Consider the following 21,656-nt stretch of genomic DNA (forward strand, 5'->3'; position numbering starts at 1 on the left):
CTGGATTACGATAAAAACAACTTCCGCCCTGAGGATGATCCATGAACCTCGAATACCTGTCGGGCTTCGGCAATGAATTCGCCAGCGAAGCCCTGCCCGGCGCCTTGCCGGTCGGCCAGAACTCCCCGCAAAAAGCCCCCTACGGGCTGTATACCGAGCTGTTTTCCGGCACCGCCTTCACCATGGTACGCAGCGAAGCCCGCCGCACCTGGCTGTACCGCATCCAGCCATCGGCCAATCACCCCGCGTTTATCAAGCTGGAGCGGCAGCTGGCCGGCGGTCCGTTGGGCGCGGTGACGCCCAATCGCTTGCGTTGGAACCCGTTGGATATTCCGAGTGAGCCGACAGACTTTATCGACGGCCTGGTCGGCATGGTAGCCAACGCCGGGTCGGAAAAACCCTCGGGCATCAGCATCTATAACTACTGCGCTAATCGCTCCATGGACCGCGTGTTCTTCAATGCCGACGGCGAGCTGTTGATCGTCCCCGAGCAGGGCCGCCTGCGCATCGCCACCGAACTGGGGGTGCTGGACGTCGAGCCGCTGGACATTGTGGTGTTGCCCCGTGGCCTCAAATTTCGTGTCGAGCTGCTGGATGCACAGGCGCGCGGTTACGTCGCCGAAAACCACGGCGCGCCCCTGCGCCTGCCGGACCTGGGGCCTATCGGCAGCAACGGCCTGGCCAATCCGCGTGACTTCCTCACCCCGGTGGCCCACTACGAAGACCTCAGGCAACCGACCACGCTGGTGCAGAAATTCCTCGGTGAACTGTGGGCCTGTGAGCTGGACCATTCACCGCTGAACGTGGTGGCCTGGCACGGCAATAACGTGCCGTACAAATACGACCTGCGCCGCTTCAACACCCTTGGCACCGTGAGCTTCGATCACCCCGATCCGTCGATCTTCACCGTATTGACCTCGCCCACCAGCGTGCACGGCCTGGCCAACCTCGACTTCGTGATCTTCCCGCCGCGCTGGATGGTGGCCGAGAACACTTTCCGTCCGCCGTGGTTCCACCGCAACCTGATGAACGAATACATGGGCCTGATCCAGGGCGCCTACGATGCCAAGGCCGAAGGCTTCCTGCCCGGCGGCGCGTCGCTGCACAGTTGCATGAGCGCCCACGGCCCGGACGGCGAGACCTGCACCAAGGCCATCAACGTCGACCTGGCACCGCACAAGATCGATAACACCATGGCCTTCATGTTCGAGACCAGCCAAGTGCTGCGTCCTACTCAGTTCGCCCTGGAGTGCCCGCAACTGCAACCTTCCTATGACGCGTGCTGGGCCTCGTTGCCCGTCACCTTCAACCCGAACCGGAGATAACCCATGACGCAGCCAACCCTTACCCGCAGTTGGGTAGCCTCCGCCAATGGTCACCGCGATTTCCCCCTGCAAAACCTGCCGCTGGGCGTGTTCAGCATCAACGGCTCGGCCCCGCGCAGTGGCGTGGCGATTGGCGACGCGATCCTCGACCTGCACGCCGCCCTGGATGAGTTTGAGGGCGAAGCCCGCCGCGCCGTTGACGCGACTGCGGGCGGCCAGCTGAACGCCTTTTTCGAGCTGGGCCGTGGCCCGCGCGTGGCCTTGCGCGAGCGCCTGCTGGAACTGCTTGCCGAGGGCAGCAGGCTGCAGGCCCGTGAAGCGCAGGTGCTGCACCGCGCCGCCGATTGCCAGATGCACCTGCCGGCGAAGATCAACGACTACACCGACTTCTACGTCGGCATCGAGCACGCGCAAAACGTCGGCAAACTGTTCCGCCCGGATAACCCGCTGCTGCCGAACTACAAGTACGTGCCGATCGGTTATCACGGCCGCGCCTCGACCATTCGCCCCTCGGGTGCCGACGTCCGTCGCCCCAAAGGCCAGACCTTGCCGGCTGGCCAGACCGAACCAACCTTCGGCCCCTGCGCACGCCTGGACTATGAGCTGGAACTGGGCATCTGGATCGGCCAGGGCAATGCCATGGGCGACTCGATTGCCATTGGCGATGCGGCCGAGCATATCGCCGGTTTCTGCCTGCTCAATGATTGGTCGGCGCGGGACATCCAGGCCTGGGAATACCAGCCGCTGGGGCCGTTCCTGTCGAAGAGCTTTATCACCAGCATTTCACCGTGGGTGGTCACGGCCGAAGCCCTGGAACCGTTCCGCAAAGCCCAGCCGGCGCGGCCCGAAGGCGATCCGCAGCCACTGCCGTACCTGCTGGATAAGCGTGACCAGGCCGCTGGCGCCTTGGATATCGAGCTTGAGGTGCTGTTGACCACCGCCGCCATGCGCGAACAGAACCTGCCGGCCCATCGCGTGGCCCTGAGCAACAGCCTGCATATGTACTGGACCGTCGCGCAATTGGTGGCGCACCACAGCGTCAACGGCTGCCAACTGCAGGCCGGTGACCTGTTTGGTTCGGGCACCTTGTCCGGCCCTGAAGCCGGGCAGTTCGGCAGCCTGCTGGAGATGACCGAAGGCGGCAAGAAGGTCATCGAACTGCCTTCCGGCGAAGTGCGCAGGTTCCTTGAGGACGGTGACGAGGTCATCCTGCGCGCCCGTTGCAACCGTGAAGGCTTCGCCTCCATCGGCTTCGGCGAATGCCGTGGCACCGTGGTCGCGGCGCGCTAGGAGGGCAGGGCGATGGAACTCTATACCTACTACCGCTCTACGGCGTCCTACCGGGTGCGCATCGCCCTTGCGCTCAAGGGCCTGGATTTCACTGCGGTGCCCGTCAACCTGCTGGTGCCGGCGGGTGGCGCCAATCGCCAGCCCGAATACCTGGCCATCAACCCCCAAGGTCGTGTGCCGGCCTTGCGCACCGATGACGGCGAGCTGCTGATTCAGTCCGCGGCGATCATTGAATACCTGGACGAACGTTATCCACAGGTGCCGCTGCTTTCCAAGGACATGGCCACCCGTGCCCATGAGCGCGCAGTGGCGTCGATCATCGGCTGCGATATTCACCCATTGCACAACTCCAGCACCCAGAACCTGTTGCGTCAGTGGGGACATGACGAGGCGCAGGTGCTGGAGTGGATCGGGCATTGGATCAGCCAGGGGCTGGGGGCGGTGGAACAGTTGATTGGCGATAAGGGCTATTGCTTCGGCGAGCAGCCGGGGATGGCCGATGCCTTCCTGATTCCCCAATTGTATGCGGCGGAGCGCTTCAAGGTGCCGTTGGGGGCGTATCCACGCATCGGCCGGGTGGCGGCGTTGGCGGCGCAGCATCCGGCATTTATCCAGGCCCATCCTGCCAATCAACCCGACACTCCTGAGTGATCGTGCCCGCGCAGAGCGTGAGCACAATAATAAAAACAGGTACCTTGCGATGCACAATCAGATTGCCAGCTTTCGCGCGGCACTCGATGCCCGTCCGGTGTCGCGCTACCAGTGGTTGATTCTCCTGTTGCTGGCCTTGTTGCTGGTAACCGATGGCTACGATGCCCAGGTGCTGGGTTATGTGGTACCGGCGCTGGCGTCGGATTGGGGGCTGGAAAAGGCCGCGTTCGGACCGGTGTTCAGTGCCAACCTGCTGGGGCTGACCTTGGGCTCGTTGCTGGTGACACCCCTGGCCGACCGCTTTGGCGTTCGCCGCATCCTGCTGGGCTGCGTGCTGATCTACGCCAGCCTCACGGTGTTGATGGTCTTCGCCAGCTCGCTGACCACGCTGATGGCGGCGCGCTTTATCTGCGGTATCGGCATGGGCGGCGCGATGCCCAGTGCCATGGCGTTGATGTCGGACTATTCCCCGCCACGCTTGCGCACCTTGATGGTGACGTTGGCGGCGTGCGGCTTTTCGTTCGGCGGCGCAGCCGGTGGGTTTGTGGCCGCAGGATTTATCGACGGCTTTGGCTGGCAGGCGGTGTTTCTTGCCGGCGGCGTGACGCCGTTGCTGCTGTTCCCTTTCCTGGTGTGGCTGCTGCCGGAATCCCTGCCGCGCCTGCTGCGCGATGCGCCGCCGTATGCACGCTTGCATAAGGTCACCGCGCGCATGTTGCCCGGGTGGCGTGCGCCGCTGGCGGGCGAGGACGAAAACCGCCGCGAGCAGGGCAGCCCGTTGACGGTGGTGGAGCTGTTTCGCCATGGCTATGCACGCCCGACCGTGCTGATCTGGGCGACCTTCTTTGTCAGCCTGATCCTGCTGTATTTCATGATCAGCTGGTTGCCGTCGCTGCTGCTGGAAAGTGGCCTGGCGTTGAGTGAAGCCAACCTGGTGACCTCAATGTTCCTGTTCGCCGGCACCTTGGGGGCCATCGGCATGGCCTGGTTTGCCGATCGATTGAAGCACAAGGTGCGGCTGTTGTCCGGCGTGCTGGCGGCAGCGGCGGTGTGTACCGTGCTGCTGGGGCTGAACCACGACAATCCGCGCTATCTGGTGGCCTGTGTGTTTGCCGCCGGGTTTTGCATCATCGGCGGGCAACTGACCCTTAATGCTTTCGCCAGCAATTTTTATCCGGCGCATGTACGCGCCACCGGTACGGGTTGGGCATTGGGTGTAGGGCGCTTCGGCTCAATCCTGGGCCCGTTGCTGGGCAGCATGCTGCTGGCGATGCATATTCCGGTGCAGCAGATTTTCTTCTTCTGCGCGATTCCGGCGGTGATCGCGGCGTTGTTGATCATTCAAGTGCGCTCGCCCGCGACTGACGCGCCGAAGAGCCCTTTGCATGGCGATATCCTCAAGGTGCCGGCCAATCACTGAAGATGTTGCATCTACATCGAGCAGGATCACCACATAAGCCCGCTTGCCACAGGGAAATAGGCGCTTGAGAGCAGTGGGTTCAATGCACCACGGAGTTGGGTGGCAGGTGCCCCAGGCGTTCAGTCAGGCGCAGGCGTTGGATCGGGTCTTCGCTGAGCATCAACGCGTGTTCCAGGTCGAAGCGCTCGGCGTTGGGGCAGTCCAGGCGTTGATACAGGCTGGCCCGCGCGAGGTAATCGGCAGCGCTGGCATTGCCCAGTTCCAGCACGCGTTCGGCGTCGATCAGCGCGGCCAGGGGGTTGTCATTGGCCAGGTGCAACTGGCGCAGGTTGCGGGACAACCGTTGCAGGATCGAACGGGGTTCGGCGGTGTGCAGGTGATCGGCCTGCAACTTGAGGTTGGGACCATACTGGCGTTGCAGCAGCTCGCGGCAGTCGTTGGGGTACAGGCGTCGCCCGCCGCAAGGGTCCAGCAAGTGATCGGCACCGGGCACCCGCAGCAGGAAGTGGCCGGGGAAGTTGACGCCGACCATGGGAATGCCCAGGCGTCGCGCCAGCTCCATGGCAATCAACCCCATGGCCAGGGGTTGCCCGCGTTTGCGTTGCAACACCTTGTCCAGCAGGGCGGCGGCGGGGCGCAGCGGGGTGAAATCATCCTGGGCGAAGCCGAGGTCATTCATACCTCGCAGCAAGGGTTGGCCCAGTTCATCCGCTGGCAGCAGGGGCATGCCCAGGCTGACCTGTTGCTCGAGCAATTTCAGGTCCTGCATGATCAACGCCGGTTGCACCGCCGGGTCATGCTCGGCGGCGATCCACAGCGCGGCTTCAAACAGCGCGGGGGGCGAACGTTCCAGGCAGGCGAAAAAAGCGTGACGGGGATTCATTGCATTCTCCGGCGAATGCCCCCGTTTTAGCCTTGCTGGGAATTTTCGTCCAGTGGCTTAAGAAATATCCTATCCGCTTATGTCACAAGACCTACAAAACCGGACGGCTTATTCCAGCGCACTTCGGCAGTTTTCTGCCGCAAGCCTATACTTGGCGACACAAGAAGTGATTCGGGAGCTCGACGATGTTTGCTCTCATGCACAGCACCCGCCTTGAATCGCTGCACCTGAGCATCGACCCGGTGACGGGGTTGAAGGCGGTCATAGCCATCCATAACAGCCGCCTGGGCCCTGCCCTGGGTGGTTGTCGCTACCTTGCCTACCCCGACGATGAAAGCGCCGTGGCGGACGCCGCGCGCCTGGCCCAAGGCATGAGCTACAAGGCCGCCCTGGCCGGGTTGCCGGTGGGGGGCGGGACGGCGGTGATCCTGCGCCCCGCCCATGTGGAAAACCGTGCGGCGCTGTTTGAAGCCTTTGGTCGTTGCATCGAGCAACTCGACGGTCGCTACATCACCGCCACCGACAGCGGTACCTCGGTCGCCGACATGGACTGCATCGCCCAGCACACTCGCTTCGTTACCAGCACCACCGCCGCCGGCGACCCCTCGCCCCATGCCGCCATGGGCGTGTTCGCGGGTATCCGCACCACCGCCATGGCCCGCCTGGGCAGCGACAACCTCGAAGGCTTGCGCGTAGCTATCCAGGGCCTGGGCAACGTGGGCTTCGCCCTGGCCGAACAACTGCACGCCGCCGGCGCCGAACTGTTGGTCAGCGACATCGACCACGGCAAGGTGCAGCTGGCCATGGAACAGCTCGGCGCGCACCCTATCGCCAACGACGCCTTGCTCAGCACCCCGTGCGACATCCTCGCGCCCTGCGGCCTGGGCGCAGTGTTCAACCGCCAGAGCGTCGGCCAGCTCCGCTGCGCCGCCGTCGCCGGTTCCGCCAGTGCGCAACTGACCAACCTGCAAGTGGCCGACCAACTCGAAGGCCGCGGCATCCTCTACGCCCCGGACTACGTGATCAACTCCGGCGGCCTGATCTACGTCGCCCTCAAGCACAGCGGTGCCGAACTGCCGACCATCACCGCGCACCTGTCCAACATCGGCACGCGCCTGACTGAAATCTTCGCCCACGCCCAGGCCGAAAAACGCTCACCCGCACGGGTCGCGGACGAGCTGGCCGAGCGCCTGCTCTACAAATAGGCATTAAAAAGGCCCTGAATCATCGACTCAGGGCCTGTTCAATTCGGGCTTATTCCGCCGGTGCGTTCAGCAACTCGGACAATGCATCCGGTTGGCTCTTGAACGCCTTGGCAAACACATCGCGATTCTTCGCCATGTAGATCCCGGCTTCCTCCACCTGCTGCTCGCTCAGGGACGGCACGGCTTTTTGCAACACTTCTGCGAGCAACTCAGCGAGTTCAAGCATCTTGTCATGACGGTCAGCTTCGGCTTTATCCATGAACAAACGCTCCAGATCTCGGCTGCTGCGGTATACCACTTCGACGGCCATTCACCACCTCACATGCCTTCACGATAGTTGTCTTTTGCGACTACTGTATTTATATACAGCGAAAAGGGTAAGCCAAACCGTGGGGTTTGGGTAGCAGTTTTTTAATGTAGCCCGTAAATACAGGCCAGGCGTGCCTCATGTCACCCCGCCATCATCTTATACCCGCCTCTGGCCTTTTTTCTGCATGCAGAACAACCGTCACGTCCAACCCGCATTATCCGGTCGAACCGACCTAAGGAAGCACCATCGTGAAATTTAATTGGGCCGAAAAGCTGCGCCATCAAGTCCATGGGCTGGCCGAGTCCCTGGGTAACCTGTTTGTCGAGTCGTTCCATTACCTGGCGTTGTTCGCCATCGGTGCGGTGACCGCCTGGGCTGCGGTGATGGAATTCCTGGGGATGCTGGAGAACGGGCACATCAAGATCGACGACATCCTGCTGCTGTTCATCTACCTGGAATTGGGCGCGATGGTCGGGATTTACTTCAAGACCAACCACATGCCGGTGCGCTTCCTGATCTACGTGGCGATCACCGCGCTGACGCGCCTGTTGATCTCCAACGTGTCCCACCACAATCCGCCCGACCTCGGCATCATCTACCTGTGCGGCGGGATTCTGCTGCTGGCGTTTGCGATTCTGGTGGTGCGCTACGCGTCGTCGGCGTTCCCGTCGGTGAAGGTCGAGGGCCCGCGTCGCAAGGGCGAGGCGAGCCTGGAGACCGAGAAGGGTGAGCTTTAAAGCCCGACGCTGAAGGGCAGGGCGCGGGCCGGTGGCCGCTGCAGCAGTTTGTGGCTGTCGCCGTCCGTCATCACCGCCAGGATCTCCATGGCGCTGTGGCCCTGCTCGATGGCGATGCCGAATTGAATGCTTTGCACCAGGCGTTTGAGCCGTTGCGGGTCGTTGCGTTGTTCGGCGCTGATCATGCGTTTGGCCACTACGCCCGTCTCGTCCGAGAGGGTGAGCATGATGCTGCCGTCGAGCCGTTGAATGCTCAGGTTGACGCGGTATTTTGGGGTGAAGGTGTCGGTGATGATCTGAAAAGGATTGTCCATGGTGCGTTACCGCCTGATAAGAACATGCAGTCATTGACGACCGGTGTCGTGATTAGTTCGCGTTGCCTGACCACCGGCCACTCCGTCGCTGAGGTGGTACAAATTCCGTTTACCTCATGGGCTGTACAGCAAAGGGCGTGCCGTACAGCGATCTGTCAAACAATGAGCTCCTTATGGGGGAGGGGGCTTGCTCCCGATAGCGGTGCATCAGTCAATGAATACTTGGCTGATGCACCGCTATCGGGAGCAAGCCCCCTCCCACATGGGTTCTATGTTGTTATTGAGGTTGGTGATCCGTTTCAGGGCAACACGGAAAAAACGATCGCAGACAGCGCAATCAGCCCGATCAGCACCACAAACACATTCGACACCTGGCCCGAATACTGGCGTAAAGCTGGCACGCGATGGATGGCGTACATCGGCATCAGGAACAGCAGGCAGGCGATGATCGGCCCGCCCAGGGTTTCGATCATGCCCAGGATACTCGGGTTGAAGGTGGCCACGGCCCAGCAGGTCAGCACCATGAACAGCGCGGTGCAGCGTTCCAGCCATTTGGATGACATCGAACGGTCACGCCCGCGCAGGGATTTGACGATCAGCCCCTGGAAGCCTTCGCTGGCGCCGATGTAGTGGCCGAGGAAGGACTTGGTAATCGCCACCAGCGCGATCAACGGCGCGGCGTAAGCGATCACCGGCGTCTGGAAGTGGTTGGCCAGGTACGACAGGATCGAAATGTTCTGCGCCTTGGCCGCTGCCAGGTCAGCCGGCGACAGGGCCAGCACGCAGCTGAAGCAGAAGAACATCACCGTCAGCACCATCATGCCGTGGGCCGTGGCGAGGATGCCGCTGCTTTTGCGTTCGGCCAGCGGGCCGTACATGCGCTTCTGGTCGACGGCGAAGGCGGAGATGATCGGCGAGTGGTTGAATGAGAACACCATCACCGGGATCGCCAGCCATAGCGTGTTGAAAAACACTGGCAGGGGCATGCCCTCGCTGGCGGAGGCGAAGAAGGCGCCGTTCCAGTTGGGGATCAGGCTGAGCGCCAGCAACAGCAAGGCGGCGACGAACGGATAGACCAGCACGCTCATGGCCTTGACGATCACACCCTGGCTGCAGCGCACAATGGCCATCAGGCCGAGGATCAGTACCAGCGACAGGATCGCCCGGGGCGGCGGCGCCAGGTGCAGTTGGTGCTCCATAAAGCTGCCCAGGGTGTTGGTCAGTGCCACGCTGTACACCAGCAGGATCGGGAAGATCGCAAAAAAATACAGCAGGGTGATCAGCTTGCCCGCACCGACGCCGAAGTGTTCTTCGACGACTTCGGTGATGTCGCCGGATTTGCCTGACAGCACAAAGCGCGTCAGACCACGGTGGGCAAAGAAGGTCATCGGGAAGGCCAGCAGCGCCAGCACGATCAACGGCCAGAAGCCGCCGACGCCGGCATTGATCGGCAGGAACAAGGTGCCGGCGCCGATGGCGGTGCCGTAGAGGCCGAGCATCCACGTGGTGTCGTGTTGGGTCCAGCCAGTGGTAACGGTAGTGTCTAAAGCAGGATTTTCAGCCGCAGGTGTACGTACATCGGTCATCGTTATTGCCTCGTTATTATTTTTGCGCGGGCTCACGTTGGGGCGGGACGAAGTGCTCCGATCAGCACTCCACCCAGCTGACCGCCAGGCCGCCCCGTGAAGTTTCTTTGTATTTGTCGTGCATGTCGGCGCCGGTATCGCGCATGGTGCGGATCACCCGGTCGAGGGAAATGAAGTGCTTGCCGTCACCGCGCAGGGCCATTTGCGTGGCGTTGATGGCCTTGACCGCGGCGATGGCATTGCGCTCGATGCACGGCACCTGCACCAGGCCGCCGACCGGGTCGCAGGTCAGGCCGAGGTTGTGTTCCAGGCCGATTTCGGCGGCGTTTTCCAGTTGCTCGGGGGTGGCGCCGAGGATGTCGGCCAAGCCGGCGGCGGCCATGGCGCAGGCTGAACCGACTTCGCCCTGGCAGCCGACTTCGGCACCGGAGATCGAGGCGTTTTTCTTACACAGAATGCCGACGGCTGCGGCGGCCAGGAAGAAATTGATCACATCGTCGTCAGACGCGTCGGCATTGAACTTCATGTAGTAATGCAGTACCGCCGGGATGATCCCCGCTGCGCCATTGGTCGGCGCCGTGACCATGCGCCCGCCTGCGGCATTTTCTTCGTTGACGGCGAGGGCGAACAGGTTGACCCATTCCATGGCCGACAAGGTCGAGGTGATCACATTGGGTTTGCCGATTTCCAACAGGCTGCGGTGCAATTTCGCCGCACGCCGTGGCACGTCCAGGCCACCGGGCAGGATGCCTTCATCGCGCAAGCCTTGTTCCACACATTCGCGCATCACCGACCAGATATGCAGCAGGCCGCTGCGGATCTGTTCTTCGCTGCGCCAGGCGCGTTCGTTGGCCATCATCAATTCCGAAACCCGCAGGCCGTGCTGGTTGCACAGGGCCAGCAGCTCGACGGCGCTGGAGAAGTCGTAGGGCAATTGCACATCGTTGGCCGGCGCGATGCCCGAAGCCGCTTCAGCGGCTTCGATGATGAAACCGCCACCCACCGAATAATAGGTCTGCTCGCTGAGCAGGCCGTTGTCGCCGTAGGCGTGCAGGGACATGGCGTTGGGGTGGTAGGGCAGGCTTTCGTCCAGCAGCAGGAGGTCTCTTTGCCAGTTGAAGGCAATTTCCTGTTGACCGGCCAGCAACAACTGTCCGGACTCGCGCAGCTGTTGGATTCGCGTGTTGATCGAAGTGGGATCGACCTGATCCGGCCATTCGCCCATCAAGCCCATGACGCAGGCGCGGTCGGTGGCGTGGCCGACACCAGTGGCGGACAGCGAGCCATACAGGCGCACTTCGACCCGGCGCGTTTCACTCAGCAAGTGCTGGTCGTTCAAGGCCTGGGCGAAGGTCGCCGCCGCGCGCATGGGGCCGACGGTATGGGAGCTGGACGGGCCGATGCCCACTTTGAATAGGTCGAAAACGCTGATAGCCATGCTAAAGCCTTACAAGCAATGGAGTAGGAATCGCTGCCATGTTTTGTAGGACGAGCGCAATTGGCGCGATACTGAGCCTCTGGATCGGCACTGACCAACGAATTATCCTAAGACACCCTTTAGTAGGACTAAACCCTATGGCTCGCCCTCTCCATGGCCAGACTTACGTCTGGTTGCACGTGTTTTCCTGCGCTGCCCGGCATCTGTCGTTCACCCGCTGCGCCGAAGAACTGCACATCACGCCGGGGGCGGTGAGCCAGCAAATCCGCCAGTTGGAGGAGCGCCTCGGGTTTCGGCTGTTTCATCGACGGGCACGGGGGGTGGAGCTGAGTGCCGAGGGCCAGCGCCTGGCGGCAACGGTGGGGGAAGCCTACGGCAGCATCGACGCCGAGTTGCAGCGGTTGGATGCGGGAATGATCAGCGGCACGCTTCGCCTGCGCTCGATTCCATCATTTCTCGGCAAGTGGCTGACCCCACGCCTACCGCGCTTGCAGCAGCGCTTCCCGGATATCCAACTGCGCATGGTCGCCGAGGACAGCAGCATCGCCCTGCACGAAGGCGACTTTGACCTGGCCATCGACCTCAATGACGGCAGCTACCCTGGCCTGTTATCCACAGCCCTGCTGGATGAGCAGATTTTCCCGGTCTGCGCCCCCAGCCTGTTGCGGGGTCGACCGCCCTTGCACGGTCCGGCCGATCTCGCGCATTTCCCGCTGCTGCACGACATTACCGCCTGGCGTGGGAGTTATGAGTATGCGGAGTGGGAGTTCTACCTGAATGCCATCGGCTATCACGTCGCCGATGTACGCCGTGGCCACACCTTCAATCGCAACCACCTGACCATCGAAGCCGCCATCGCCGGCATGGGCGTGGCGATTGCGCGACGCACCTTGCTCAATGATGAGCTGGAACGTGGCACCTTGATCGTGCCGTTCGGCCTCGCGGTGCCCAACCACAAACGTTATGTGCTGCTGTATGCGCCGGGCGCCCTGAACCATCCGGGCGTGCGCGCGGTGCATGACTGGCTGGTGGAGGAAGCAGGCATTTTTCGCGCCTTGCACCCGCTGGGGGAAGGGCAATTGTGAGGGGCGCGGAGCGTAAGAAGATGTAACTAACTCCCCACCCTAACAGTGTTTCTGCTTGTCGTCAGGGTTAATTTGTAATGTGGGATTTATCTTTGCAAAGGGGTTGAAATGTTTCTCTGACTGCTCAATTGTGTAATCAAGAGGTCATGGTTTCACCACCCCGGTGTTGCAGTTTGTGACCTCTCGCGAGCTAGCTGAAATAAGGGAAGAACTATGCAAATCCAAGTCAATAGCGATAACCATATTGAAAGCAGCATCCGACTGGAGGAGTGGGTACGTACTACCATTGAGAGCACGCTCGAACGTTATGAAGAAGACCTGACCCGAGTGGAGGTCTACCTGCGGGATGAGAACGGCGACAAGCCCGGTCCCCACGATTTAAGTTGCCGACTGGAAGCGCGGCCAAAAGGCCATCAACCGCTGTCGGTGTCCGCCAAGGGCGATACCCTGGAACAAGCGATTGACAGCGCGGCCACCAAGCTGGATCACGCATTGGAACATCTGTTTGGTCGACTGCAAGGCAAGCCCCGCGCTGCCGCGAAAAACCAGCCCATTAACAAAGTGAATGAAGACGCGCTGGAACAGGAATTCCTGGAAAACGAAAACGCGGTCATCAACGGCTGACGTTCTTTTCACCCCCTGCAAACGGGCCTGCATCTGCAGGCCCGTTTTCGTTCAGGCGCCGCGTCGGAAAAAATACCGGCTCAACAGCGCCAGCCCCCCAGCGCCCAACCCGGCAAACAGCATCGCCCAACCGGCGCCGTGGCGCAGTGCCGCCTTAGCATCGTTGGCTGCCAGCCCCATCGACTCCAACTTTCCTGCGGCAATGTTCTGGCTGATGGCCGGCCACTCCATTGACGTGGTGGCGGGCAGCATCTCGGCCAGCTGATGGCTGATCCCCAGCAACAGCACCAGCCCCATCAGGGCAATGTTGAGCGCCAGGGTGATCAGCCGCGCACTGAGGTCGATGCCGGAGGCCATGCCCGCGCGGTCGGCCGATACCGAGCCGGTGGTGGTATTGGTGGTGGGCGAGTTGGTCAGCGCCAGGCCTGCGCCGGCGATCACGCAGCTGAGCAGCACCAGCCCGATACGTGGGTGCTCGGCGCCGTTGACGGCGGCCATGGCGAGAAAGCCCGCGCCCATCAGGCCCAGGCCGAGGGGGATGATGCGTTCGGCGCCATAGCGCAGGGCCAGGCGCTCGGCCAGCGGCGGTACCAGCAAGGTCGGCAGGGTATAGGCGAGCAGCGCGGCGCCGGTGGTCAAGGTGTCGTAACCCAGGCCCGCCTGAAAGTACAACGGCAGGTAGATCATGAACGGCCAGAAGCTGAAGTTCATGCCGATCGAACCCATCAACGCACCGTTGAAACGCGGGATGCGGAACACCGAGAAGTCGAACATCGGGTGCGCACTGCGGAGCTCGACCGTGATGAACAGCAGCAGGCCGAGCCCCGACAACGCCGCCCAACCGAGCATGGCCGGTGTGCCGAAACCGTGCTCGCTGCCTTGGGTGATGAAGTACACCAGGGCAAACACCGACAGGGTCAGGGTGAGCATGCCGGCGATGTCCAGGCGATGGGCGGCCGGGTCGCGGGACTCCTGCACGCTGATGCGCAGCAGCACCAGGGTGAACAGGGTGAGCGGCACATGTACGAGGAACACCCAACGCCAATCCGCCACCGCCAGGATCAATGCGCCGATCATCGGCCCGAAGCCCAGGCCCACGCCGGCAATCACGCCCCATATCGCAAACGCCCGTGCCCGTGCTGCCGGTTCGCGGAACAGGTGCGAGAGGATGGCGAATTGGCAAATCATCATCGCCCCGGCACCGATGCCCTGGATAAACCGCGCCGTGATCAGCAGCGAAGAATCCTCGGCCAGCCCGCAGGCCAGTGAAGCCAGGCCAAACACCCAGAGGCACAGCACCAGCATGCGGCGACGGCCAAAGCGATCCGCCAACGTGCCCGCCGCCATCAGCACGCTCGTGCAGGCCAGGGTGTAGGCGTTCATGATCCACTGGGCGTCCTGGAAGCCCGTGCCCAACTCTCGCTCGAGTGTCGGCAGGATCACCGGCACGCTGGAAATCTCCAGGCCGAACATCAGGGCGACGAGGCACACGCCCGTGAGGGCCAGCCCATTCCTGGCGGTACGCGGGGGGCTGGCGGTGGTTAGCGTGGCGGCGGGTGGCATGGGATTCTCCTGTGGATAAAGTGTCGCGTTATTTTCAGGGGAATCTGTTTCGTTATTCGTGATAACTTTTCCACTGATAGGGGAATCAAGGGCGACAATCGAGCCATGACGACACCGCGTTTTGATGGCGTTGAGCTGTTTCTGCACATCGTCGAAAGCGGCAACCTGACCGAGGCCGCCGAACGGTTGAACCTTACCCGCTCCGCGGTCGGCAAGGGCCTGGCGCGATTGGAAGCACGCCTGGGCACGTGCCTGTTGCAGCGCTCCACCCGCCGCCAGCGGCTGACCGAGGACGGCCAGGCGTACTACGAGCATTGCCTGCGCGCGTTGGCGGAACTCGAGGCGGCCGAATCGGTGCTGGAAAGCGGCCGGCAACAGCCACGCGGCCGTTTGCGGGCCAGCTTGCCACTGGCCTTCGGGCATCACTACGCGGCCCCGGCATTGTGGGGGTTGATGGCGCGCTATCCGGAACTGGAGATCGAGATCAGCTTCGCCGATCGTCTGGTGGACCTGGCACAGGAAGGCTTCGACGTCGCCGTGCGGATCGGCCCGCTGCCCGACACCGACCGCCTCAGTGCACGTCGCCTGGGCGAACAGGCCGTTGGGCTGGCGGCGTCACCGGCGTACTTGCAGCGCGTCGGGCCGATTGAATGCATCGAAGACCTTGCCGGCCATCGCGGCATCGCCTATCGCAGCACGACCTCGCAGCGCAATCCCGTGGCCTCGCCGTTGATGATGGACGACCTCCAGGCCGTGGCCGATGCCGCCATCGCGGGCGTCGGCCTGGCCTGGTTGCCGAGTTGGTTGATTGCGCACTATGTGCTGCGTGGGCAACTGGTCGCGGTGTTGCCCGGCTATCGCGAGCAACCCGCGCCGATCCATGTGATCTGGCCGACAGCCGTGCATATGCCGGCCAAGACCCGTTGTGCAATCGACGCACTGGTCGCCGCCACCCCCAGTTGCCTGGCGGGCAGTTAGAACGCGATGGAGGTCTGCACGTACAGCGTACGCGGCTCACCCACGTATTTGCCCTTGTTGTTGTCGTCGAACGAGCGGGTGAAGTACTGCGTGTTGAAGATGTTCTTCACGCCGACCGCCACATTCAGATCCGACAGTTGCGGGCCGAAGTCATAGGCTGCGCGGCTGCTGAACAGCATGTAGCCGGGGATTCGACCGTTGGCGCCGTCAGCACTTTCTGCCTGGGTGTTGGCGTTGTCGGCGAACTGGCTGCTCTGATAGCTGCTGTCCACATTGAGTTTCCAGCGCCCTTCGGTGTAACCCACGCCGAGGGTGCCCTTGTGCTTGGACGAGAAGGGCACGCGGTTGCCTTTGTTCGGGCCGTCTTCGCGGATGGTGGCGTCGACGTAGGCGTAGGTAGCGTACACATCGAAACCGGCCAGCGCCGGGCTCAAGCCATCGAGGGCGTAGTTGACGCTGGTTTCAATACCCTGGTGGCGCGTTTCGCCGCGGGCGATCACCGAGTCGTTGGTCTGGTTGCTTTCATACTGGTTGTCGAAGTTGATCAGGAACGCGCCGATCTCTGCGCGTAAGGTGCCGTCGTCATAGCGGGTACCCAGTTCCCAGGTGCGGGCTTTTTCCGGTTTCACTTCACCGCTGGTCACACGGTTGGGCATCTGGCTGTACTGCACGCTGCCGAATGAACCTTCGGTGTTGGCGTACAGGTTCCAGTCGTCGGTCAGGTGATAGAGCACGTTCAACGCCGGCAGCGCGGTGTTGTAGTCGCCTTTGTATTTGACGTTGGTCAGGTTGTTGCTCTGCTGGGACTCGATCATCTCGTAGCGGATGCCCGGGGTGATGGTCCATTTGCCGATATCAATCCGGTCATCGACGAAGAACGCATTGGCTTCGGTGCCGCCACGGGTGTCGCGGTCGTTGCGGCTGTCGGTGCTGGGGATTTGCTGGTTGTTGGCGGAAATCGGCGTGCGGTAGCGCAACTCGTGGCCGGCTTCGTTGATGTAGCGGTAGCCGACGCCCACTTCATGGCTGGTCGGGCCGAGGTCAAAGCCCTGGGCGAAACGGGTTTCCACGCCGCGCACCCAATACTCACGCGGGGACAGCGACAGGAACGTGCCCTGGTCCAGGTAGCCGCTGCGCAGGGTCTTGGTGAAGAAGCTGTTGACGGTGAATTCGCGGCGGTCCTGCTCGTATCGATAGCCGACGTTGAACATCGTACGGCGGCCCCAGAATTTGTCGTAGGGGCGGGTGGACTGATACGGATCGGCCTTGTAGTCCGCGACGTTCAAGCCCCCAGGCATATCGGCCTGGCCTTCGTAGTACTGCGCCATGGCGTTGAAGCTGTTGGCGTCGTCGAGCTGGTATTTGCCTTTGAGGATCAGGTCGTCGATGCGCGTGTTGCTGTTTTCGCGCCAGTCGCCGCCACGGGTGCCGGAATACAAAATCGCGCCGCCCAGGCCATTCTCGGCAGTGCCGCCGGCCAGCAGGTTGCCGGTGGTCTTGAAGCCGTCATGGCTGGAAGACGGGCTGGTCTCGGTCTGCAAGCCACCTTTGACGGTGGGTGCATCCGGGATCGCGCGGGTCACGAAGTTGACCACGCCGCCGACGTTCTGCGGGCCGTAGCGCACTGCGCCGCCGCCACGCACCACGTCCACGGCGTCCATGTTGCCCATGCTGATCGGTGCGAACGACAGCTGCGGCTGGCCGTACGGCGCGAACGGCACCGGGATACCGTCCATCAGGACTGTTGAGCGCGAGGCCAGGCGCGGGTTGAGACCGCGAATGCCGAAGTTCAGCGCCATATCGTGGCTGCCGGTGCCGTTATTGTCCGGGGCGTTGACGCCGGGGATGCGGTTGAGCACGTCCTTGGCCTGGGTGGCGCCCTGGCGTTCGAACGCTTCGCGGCGGATCACGTCACGGGCGCCGGGGTGTTCGAAGACATTGGTTTGCGCCGCATCGCCGAGCCAGTCGCCGACCACGCTGGAGGTCGCCAACTCGACAGCCGCCGGCGCCGGCGCCGTTGCCGGTTGCAGGCTGTAGGCGTTGTCGCCTTCGGCACGGGCTTGCAGGCCAGTACCTTCCAGCAGCTTCTGCAGGCCTTCGGCGGCGCTGTAGCTGCCGGACAAACCACGGCTTTGCATGCCCGCCGTGACTTCGGAACCGAAGGAAATCAACACGCCGGCTTCACGGCCAAACTGGTTCAGGGCTGCTTCCAGCGAGCTGGGCGCGATGTGATACGGCTTGGCATCGGCCGCCATCACGCAAGGCAGTACGGTCAGGCTGAGGCTGGCGCCCAGCAGCAGTTGGCGCAAGGTGCGGGCGAGAAGGGTGGGGTGCTGGGGCATGAAGGGCGGTCCTGAGAAGGAAGGATCAAGGTGGCTTTCCTTCTCTGTCACGCGAGGTGCGGAAAACGGCTCACGGTGGCTGAAAATAATTTACGCACGGGCCTGGACGCTCACCCAATAGCGGGTAAAACGCCGCACCTTGACCGGCAGGCTGACCTCCAGCAGGTCGAGGATGCGTTCGCTGTCGTCCAGCGGGTAGCTGCCGGACAGCAGCAGGTTGGCGACCTGCGCATCGCAATGGAGCTGGCCATGGCGGTAGCGGCCCAGTTCGGCGAGAAAGTCCTCCAGGCGCATATGCGCGGCCACCAGCATGCCGTCGGCCCAGGCGCCGCTGTTGGCATCGGTAGCTCGCGGGGTGTCCCAGCCCTTGCGGGTGAAATTGACCTGGCGTGCCGCGTCGACCGTCAGGGGCAGGCCGCTGTAGGTATTGGGCATCACCTCGACGCGGCCGTCGAACACCGCCAGTTGGGTGTGGTCGTTGAACTGGCGCACATTCAGGCGCGCCGCCTGGCTGCTGAGCAGGCCCTGGCCGGTCAACACCTGCAGCGGCGTGCTGCCGGCATTGGCGGTGAGCAGGATCTCGCCTTCGAGCAGGCGGATCAGCCGTTGCCGACCGTCGAAGTGCACATCCACGGCGCTGCCGGTATTGAGTTGCAACTGGCTGCCGTCGGCCAGTTGCACCTTGCGCCGTTGGCCGACGGGGCTGCGGTAGTCGGCGCTCAGCGGCGGCAGGATATGCTGCTGGCGCAGGCTCCAGGCCGCGGCCGAACCGGCGCCGAGGATCAGCAACAACTTCAGCGCCTGGCGCCGGCTGCTGGACTTAGGTGCGTTCAAGGCCGCATGGGCCAGGGGCGAGGGCATGCCGCGCAGGCGCTGGTTGACGCGCTGGATATGGTCCCAGGCGCGCTGATGTTCGCTATGGGCATTCAGCCAGTGTTGCCAGGCCGCCTGCTGGCGTGGGTTGAGCGCGCCTTGCTGCATTTCCATCAGCCAGTGCACGGCCTGTTCGGCAACCTGGGTCGAGACATTCATAGGGCGAAATAGCAGCGCATGGCGGCTTTATTCAGGTGGCGTTTGACGGTGGCGATGGAGATGCCCAGTTCGGCACCGATCTGCGCATACGTCAGGCCGTCGAGTTGGGCCAGCAGGAACGCGCGCTTGACCAGCGTGGGTAAGCCGTCGAGCAACTGGTCCAGCTCCAGCAGGGTTTGCAGGATGATCGCGCGCTCTTCTTCGGATGGCGCTACCTGTTCAGGCATCTGCGCCAAGGCGTCGAGGTAGGCGCGTTCCAGGTCCTGGCGGCGGTAGAAGTTGAACAACACGCGCTTGGCGACCGTGGTGAGGAACGCGCGGGGCTCGACCAGCGTCGGCGCCTCCCGTGCGGTCAGGACCCGGATGAAGGTGTCCTGCGCCAGGTCTGCCGCACTTTCCGGGCAGCCGAGCTTGCGTCGCAACCAGCCGGTGAGCCAGTGGTGATGGTCGTTATAGAGCACTTCGACAGTGTTGGACGGCTGCAACGCGATCTCCCTTTTGTGCATGCCGGCAAAATCTCGGCATGCTTTAGAGAACAAGAATTGTTCGCATTGTAGGGGGCCGTCAACCGTTCGGCAATGTGCGAAGGCAGGTGTTTCATCCGTTCTGTTTTGCTTATGAGAATATTTATCATTAATATTGCGCGCTGATGAACCTGGCGCCTCCCGCATGAAAAGCAAAACCTCACTGCCTGCTTCCTATCGTCTCGCCGTTACGTCGCGCGTGCTGGCTGCTGTCGTCGGCGGTTACCTGATGGCGTCCCTGGCCAGCATCTGCCTGGCGCTGTGGATGCCAACGTCCCGCGCCGATGCGGTGATTACCGGGATGATGAGTTCGTTCGTGTTCTACCTGTTGGCAGTGCTGTGGTGTTTCGCCTGCCGTACGGCATGGCGCGCGTGGTGCGGCGTGATGCTGCCGAGTGCGGCGTTTGCCACCCTGGCGGGCGTGGGCTTGTGGATGGCACGCACATGAAAGAGGGCTTTCGCCAGGCCATGGCCTGGTTGCACACCTGGGCCGGGCTGATCTTTGGCTGGCTGCTGTTTGCGATTTTCCTGACGGGCACCCTGGCCTATTTCAAGGATGAGATCACTCACTGGATGCAACCCGAAGTGCAGGCCCATCCCCTGGATGATGCGCGCAGCCTGAGTGTCGCCCAGGACTACCTGCAGAAGGTCGCACCCACGGCCGCACGCTGGTTCATCACCTTGCCGGATAGCCGCGACCCTGGCCTGTCAGTGATGTGGCAAGACAAGGTCGACCCCGGCAAACGCGGCAATTTCATTCAGAAAACCCTCGACCCCGTGAGCGGTCAAGCCGTAGAGGCCCGGGAAAGCATGGGCGGGGATTTCTTCTACCGCTTCCACTTCCAGCTGCAAATGCCTTACCCATGGGGCCGCTGGCTGTCGACCATTGCAGCGATGGTGATGTTCGTGGCGTTGATCACGGGCATCATCACCCACAAGAAAATCTTCAAGGACTTCTTCACCTTCCGCCCCCGCAAAGGCCAGCGTTCCTGGCTCGACGGGCATAACGCGGTGGGTGTGCTGGTGCTGCCGTTCCACCTGATGATCACCTACAGCAGCCTGGTGATTTTCATGAGCATGGTGATGCCGGCGCCGATCGTGGCCTCCTATGGCAACGACACCCGGGCCTTCTTCAATGACGTGTTCCCCGCCACCAACAACGCGCCGGCGCTGGGCCAGCCCGGCCAATTGCTGTCATTGCTGCCGATGTACGAGCAGGCGAGGGCGCAGTGGGCGGGTGGGCATGTCGGGCGGTTGGCGGTGAACAACCCGAGTGATGTAAACGCTTCGGTGAACCTGTTCCGTGCCAGCTCCGACCGCGTGGTGCATGACTTCGGCAGTACCGTGTCGTTCAACGGCAACACCGGCGAGTTGTTGCGGGTCAGCGCTGAACAATCGCTGCCGGCGGCGATCGGCGGCAGCTTCTATGGCCTGCACATGGGCCATTTCGCCGGTCCGGTGCTGCGCTGGTTGTACTTTATCTGCGGCCTGGCGGGCACGGCGATGATCGGCACGGGGCTGGTGATCTGGCTCGGCAAGCGGCAACTCAAACATGCAAAAAGCGGCGTGATGCCGTTTGAACTGCGGCTGGTGGAAGTGCTGAACATCGCCAGCATGTCCGGGCTGTTGATCGCCATTGCAGCCTTCTTCTGGGCCAACCGTTTATTGCCGGTGGGCTTTGCCGAGCGCTCCGATTGGGAAGTGCAGGCCTTCTTTATCGCCTGGGGCCTGAGCCTGTTGCACGGGATCCTGCGCCGGGGCCGCCAGGGTTGGGTTGAGCAATTGAGCTTCGCAGCACTGTTGTTTGCTGCAATCCCGTTGCTCAATGCCCTGACCACATCGCAGCACTTGGGCGCTTCACTGGCGACGGGCGACTGGGCCATGGCCGGCTTCGACCTGACCTGCCTGGCCAGCGGCGTGTTCCTCGCCTGGGCAGCCTGGAAGATGCAGCACCGCAAGGCCCCGCAGCCCAAGACCGAACGGGCGCGGCCGCTGCAGCTCAAGCAGGAGGCGAACTGAATGCTCCTCGCGCTGCTGATGTGTTACGCCGGGTTTACCGCCTTGTGCCTGTCCACCGACCGTCACCACGGCGAACTGCTGCACAGCAAGCCATCGCCTCGGCGGCGTATTGCTTTGCGCGTCATCGGTTGGCTGCTGCTGACCGTGTCGATCTGGCCCGCCGTGGCTGTCGCCGGTTGGGGCCTGGGCCTGGTGGAGTGGTGCGCGGTGTTGATGCTCAGCGCCCTGTTGCTGGTGCTGTTGTTGCCGTATCGGCCAAGGCTGGCCTTGCTCCTGGCAGGCGTCGGCCTGCTGGCCAGCCCTGTTGCCGCCTTCGCAACGTTCTGAGCC

At 62.6% G+C, this 21,656-nt stretch carries 21 protein-coding genes; 12 read left to right on the plus strand and 9 right to left on the minus strand.

Annotated elements, in window-relative coordinates; genetic code table 11:
- Window positions 1-41 precede the first annotated feature (41 nt).
- From hmgA to BLQ09_RS08540, 4 genes are read left to right on the plus strand one after another with little or no spacing between them, the layout of a single operon-like run.
- Complete coding sequence (gene hmgA, locus BLQ09_RS08525) at window positions 42-1,325, plus strand: homogentisate 1,2-dioxygenase (protein WP_027604694.1); 1,284 nt, start codon at window positions 42-44, stop codon at window positions 1,323-1,325.
- Between the two features lie 3 nt (window positions 1,326-1,328).
- Window positions 1,329-2,615 (plus strand): fumarylacetoacetase, encoded by a 1,287-nt coding sequence (gene fahA, locus BLQ09_RS08530; RefSeq protein ID WP_027604693.1) that lies wholly within the window; start codon window positions 1,329-1,331, stop codon window positions 2,613-2,615.
- Window positions 2,616-2,627: 12 nt separating this feature from the next.
- Entirely contained in the window at window positions 2,628-3,266 is a 639-nt protein-coding gene (maiA, locus tag BLQ09_RS08535; RefSeq protein WP_027604692.1) for a maleylacetoacetate isomerase, read from the plus strand.
- A 49-nt stretch (window positions 3,267-3,315) separates the two neighbouring features.
- On the plus strand, window positions 3,316-4,686 hold the full coding sequence (locus BLQ09_RS08540; RefSeq protein WP_027604691.1) for an MFS transporter: 1,371 nt from the start codon (window positions 3,316-3,318) through the stop codon (window positions 4,684-4,686).
- A gap of 79 nt (window positions 4,687-4,765) precedes the next feature.
- Here the strand turns inward: BLQ09_RS08540 and BLQ09_RS08545 are convergent, their stop codons facing one another.
- Window positions 4,766-5,569, minus strand: a complete 804-nt coding sequence (locus BLQ09_RS08545) for a SirB1 family protein (protein ID WP_027604690.1) — start codon at window positions 5,567-5,569, stop codon at window positions 4,766-4,768.
- 185 nt (window positions 5,570-5,754) lie between these two features.
- Here BLQ09_RS08545 and BLQ09_RS08550 point away from each other — a divergent pair, with 185 nt between their 5' ends.
- Window positions 5,755-6,774: a Leu/Phe/Val dehydrogenase gene (locus BLQ09_RS08550; RefSeq protein WP_027604689.1), complete on the plus strand. Its 1,020-nt coding sequence runs from the start codon at window positions 5,755-5,757 to the stop codon at window positions 6,772-6,774.
- Window positions 6,775-6,823: 49 nt separating this feature from the next.
- On the opposite strand, the gene BLQ09_RS08555 is transcribed toward BLQ09_RS08550, so the two are convergent.
- A complete protein-coding gene (locus tag BLQ09_RS08555; RefSeq protein ID WP_012722374.1) occupies window positions 6,824-7,084 on the minus strand; it encodes a YebG family protein in 261 nt (86 codons plus the stop codon).
- 248 nt (window positions 7,085-7,332) lie between these two features.
- Between BLQ09_RS08555 and BLQ09_RS08560 the strand changes: the two genes are divergently transcribed.
- Window positions 7,333-7,821, plus strand: a complete 489-nt coding sequence (locus tag BLQ09_RS08560; RefSeq protein WP_027604688.1) for a phosphate-starvation-inducible protein PsiE — start codon at window positions 7,333-7,335, stop codon at window positions 7,819-7,821.
- On the opposite strand, the gene BLQ09_RS08565 is transcribed toward BLQ09_RS08560, so the two are convergent.
- The 3 genes from BLQ09_RS08565 to BLQ09_RS08575 form a co-directional block, all read right to left on the minus strand.
- Window positions 7,818-8,135: a DUF3509 domain-containing protein gene (locus BLQ09_RS08565; protein WP_027604687.1), complete on the minus strand. Its 318-nt coding sequence runs from the start codon at window positions 8,133-8,135 to the stop codon at window positions 7,818-7,820. The genes BLQ09_RS08560 and BLQ09_RS08565 overlap by 4 nt on opposite strands.
- Window positions 8,136-8,434: 299 nt before the next feature.
- Entirely contained in the window at window positions 8,435-9,721 is a 1,287-nt protein-coding gene (locus BLQ09_RS08570) for a serine/threonine transporter (protein WP_092356226.1), read from the minus strand.
- Window positions 9,722-9,782: 61 nt separating this feature from the next.
- A complete protein-coding gene (locus BLQ09_RS08575; protein WP_092356229.1) occupies window positions 9,783-11,159 on the minus strand; it encodes an L-serine ammonia-lyase in 1,377 nt (458 codons plus the stop codon).
- A gap of 137 nt (window positions 11,160-11,296) precedes the next feature.
- On the opposite strand from BLQ09_RS08575, the gene BLQ09_RS08580 reads away from it, so the two are divergent.
- Together BLQ09_RS08580 and BLQ09_RS08585 are read left to right on the plus strand one after the other, a co-directional pair.
- Entirely contained in the window at window positions 11,297-12,244 is a 948-nt protein-coding gene (locus BLQ09_RS08580) for a LysR substrate-binding domain-containing protein (protein ID WP_027604684.1), read from the plus strand.
- A 213-nt stretch (window positions 12,245-12,457) separates the two neighbouring features.
- Window positions 12,458-12,868, plus strand: a complete 411-nt coding sequence (locus BLQ09_RS08585; protein ID WP_027604683.1) for an HPF/RaiA family ribosome-associated protein — start codon at window positions 12,458-12,460, stop codon at window positions 12,866-12,868.
- Window positions 12,869-12,919: 51 nt separating this feature from the next.
- Here the strand turns inward: BLQ09_RS08585 and BLQ09_RS08590 are convergent, their stop codons facing one another.
- Window positions 12,920-14,431 (minus strand): MFS transporter, encoded by a 1,512-nt coding sequence (locus BLQ09_RS08590; protein ID WP_092356232.1) that lies wholly within the window; start codon window positions 14,429-14,431, stop codon window positions 12,920-12,922.
- Window positions 14,432-14,536: 105 nt separating this feature from the next.
- Here BLQ09_RS08590 and BLQ09_RS08595 point away from each other — a divergent pair, with 105 nt between their 5' ends.
- The gene (locus tag BLQ09_RS08595; RefSeq protein ID WP_027604681.1) at window positions 14,537-15,409 is read left to right on the plus strand and encodes a LysR family transcriptional regulator; all 873 of its coding nucleotides are present in this window, start codon (window positions 14,537-14,539) and stop codon (window positions 15,407-15,409) included.
- Here the strand turns inward: BLQ09_RS08595 and fecA are convergent.
- The 3 genes from fecA to BLQ09_RS08610 form a co-directional block, all read right to left on the minus strand.
- Window positions 15,406-17,751: a TonB-dependent Fe(3+) dicitrate receptor FecA gene (gene fecA / locus BLQ09_RS08600; protein WP_027604680.1), complete on the minus strand. Its 2,346-nt coding sequence runs from the start codon at window positions 17,749-17,751 to the stop codon at window positions 15,406-15,408. The genes BLQ09_RS08595 and fecA overlap by 4 nt on opposite strands.
- A 90-nt stretch (window positions 17,752-17,841) precedes the next feature.
- Window positions 17,842-18,783: a FecR domain-containing protein gene (locus BLQ09_RS08605; RefSeq protein WP_092356235.1), complete on the minus strand. Its 942-nt coding sequence runs from the start codon at window positions 18,781-18,783 to the stop codon at window positions 17,842-17,844.
- The gene (locus BLQ09_RS08610) at window positions 18,780-19,268 is read right to left on the minus strand and encodes a sigma-70 family RNA polymerase sigma factor (RefSeq protein ID WP_027604678.1); all 489 of its coding nucleotides are present in this window, start codon (window positions 19,266-19,268) and stop codon (window positions 18,780-18,782) included. The genes BLQ09_RS08605 and BLQ09_RS08610 overlap by 4 nt, the downstream gene beginning before the upstream one ends.
- A gap of 184 nt (window positions 19,269-19,452) precedes the next feature.
- On the opposite strand from BLQ09_RS08610, the gene BLQ09_RS08615 reads away from it, so the two are divergent.
- Genes BLQ09_RS08615 through BLQ09_RS08625 form a run of 3 tightly spaced genes read left to right on the plus strand, consistent with a single transcriptional unit; the run spans window position 19,453 to window position 21,653 of the window.
- Window positions 19,453-19,755: a DUF3649 domain-containing protein gene (locus tag BLQ09_RS08615; protein WP_027604677.1), complete on the plus strand. Its 303-nt coding sequence runs from the start codon at window positions 19,453-19,455 to the stop codon at window positions 19,753-19,755.
- A complete protein-coding gene (locus tag BLQ09_RS08620; protein ID WP_027604676.1) occupies window positions 19,752-21,326 on the plus strand; it encodes a PepSY-associated TM helix domain-containing protein in 1,575 nt (524 codons plus the stop codon). The genes BLQ09_RS08615 and BLQ09_RS08620 overlap by 4 nt, the downstream gene beginning before the upstream one ends.
- Window positions 21,327-21,653: a DUF3325 domain-containing protein gene (locus BLQ09_RS08625; protein ID WP_027604675.1), complete on the plus strand. Its 327-nt coding sequence runs from the start codon at window positions 21,327-21,329 to the stop codon at window positions 21,651-21,653.
- Window positions 21,654-21,656 lie beyond the last annotated feature (3 nt).

Source organism: Pseudomonas sp. NFACC25 (genome assembly GCF_900100935.1).
Lineage (GTDB): Bacteria > Pseudomonadota > Gammaproteobacteria > Pseudomonadales > Pseudomonadaceae > Aquipseudomonas > Aquipseudomonas marginalis.

Bases quoted from the DNA above. Each gene is read 5' to 3' on its own strand.
- BLQ09_RS08575 (WP_092356229.1), bottom strand. From the start codon at position 11,159: ATGGCTATCAGCGTTTTCGACCTATTCAAAGTGGGCATCGGCCCGTCC.
- BLQ09_RS08580 (WP_027604684.1), top strand. From the start codon at position 11,297: ATGGCTCGCCCTCTCCATGGCCAGACTTACGTCTGGTTGCACGTGTTT.
- BLQ09_RS08590 (WP_092356232.1), bottom strand. From the start codon at position 14,431: ATGCCACCCGCCGCCACGCTAACCACCGCCAGCCCCCCGCGTACCGCC.
- BLQ09_RS08555 (WP_012722374.1), bottom strand. From the start codon at position 7,084: ATGGCCGTCGAAGTGGTATACCGCAGCAGCCGAGATCTGGAGCGTTTG.
- BLQ09_RS08595 (WP_027604681.1), top strand. From the start codon at position 14,537: ATGACGACACCGCGTTTTGATGGCGTTGAGCTGTTTCTGCACATCGTC.
- BLQ09_RS08615 (WP_027604677.1), top strand. From the start codon at position 19,453: ATGAAAAGCAAAACCTCACTGCCTGCTTCCTATCGTCTCGCCGTTACG.
- hmgA (WP_027604694.1), top strand. From the start codon at position 42: ATGAACCTCGAATACCTGTCGGGCTTCGGCAATGAATTCGCCAGCGAA.
- BLQ09_RS08550 (WP_027604689.1), top strand. From the start codon at position 5,755: ATGTTTGCTCTCATGCACAGCACCCGCCTTGAATCGCTGCACCTGAGC.
- fahA (WP_027604693.1), top strand. From the start codon at position 1,329: ATGACGCAGCCAACCCTTACCCGCAGTTGGGTAGCCTCCGCCAATGGT.
- BLQ09_RS08570 (WP_092356226.1), bottom strand. From the start codon at position 9,721: ATGACCGATGTACGTACACCTGCGGCTGAAAATCCTGCTTTAGACACT.
- fecA (WP_027604680.1), bottom strand. From the start codon at position 17,751: ATGCCCCAGCACCCCACCCTTCTCGCCCGCACCTTGCGCCAACTGCTG.
- BLQ09_RS08540 (WP_027604691.1), top strand. From the start codon at position 3,316: ATGCACAATCAGATTGCCAGCTTTCGCGCGGCACTCGATGCCCGTCCG.
- BLQ09_RS08625 (WP_027604675.1), top strand. From the start codon at position 21,327: ATGCTCCTCGCGCTGCTGATGTGTTACGCCGGGTTTACCGCCTTGTGC.
- BLQ09_RS08545 (WP_027604690.1), bottom strand. From the start codon at position 5,569: ATGAATCCCCGTCACGCTTTTTTCGCCTGCCTGGAACGTTCGCCCCCC.
- BLQ09_RS08565 (WP_027604687.1), bottom strand. From the start codon at position 8,135: ATGGACAATCCTTTTCAGATCATCACCGACACCTTCACCCCAAAATAC.
- BLQ09_RS08605 (WP_092356235.1), bottom strand. From the start codon at position 18,783: ATGAATGTCTCGACCCAGGTTGCCGAACAGGCCGTGCACTGGCTGATG.
- BLQ09_RS08585 (WP_027604683.1), top strand. From the start codon at position 12,458: ATGCAAATCCAAGTCAATAGCGATAACCATATTGAAAGCAGCATCCGA.
- BLQ09_RS08620 (WP_027604676.1), top strand. From the start codon at position 19,752: ATGAAAGAGGGCTTTCGCCAGGCCATGGCCTGGTTGCACACCTGGGCC.
- maiA (WP_027604692.1), top strand. From the start codon at position 2,628: ATGGAACTCTATACCTACTACCGCTCTACGGCGTCCTACCGGGTGCGC.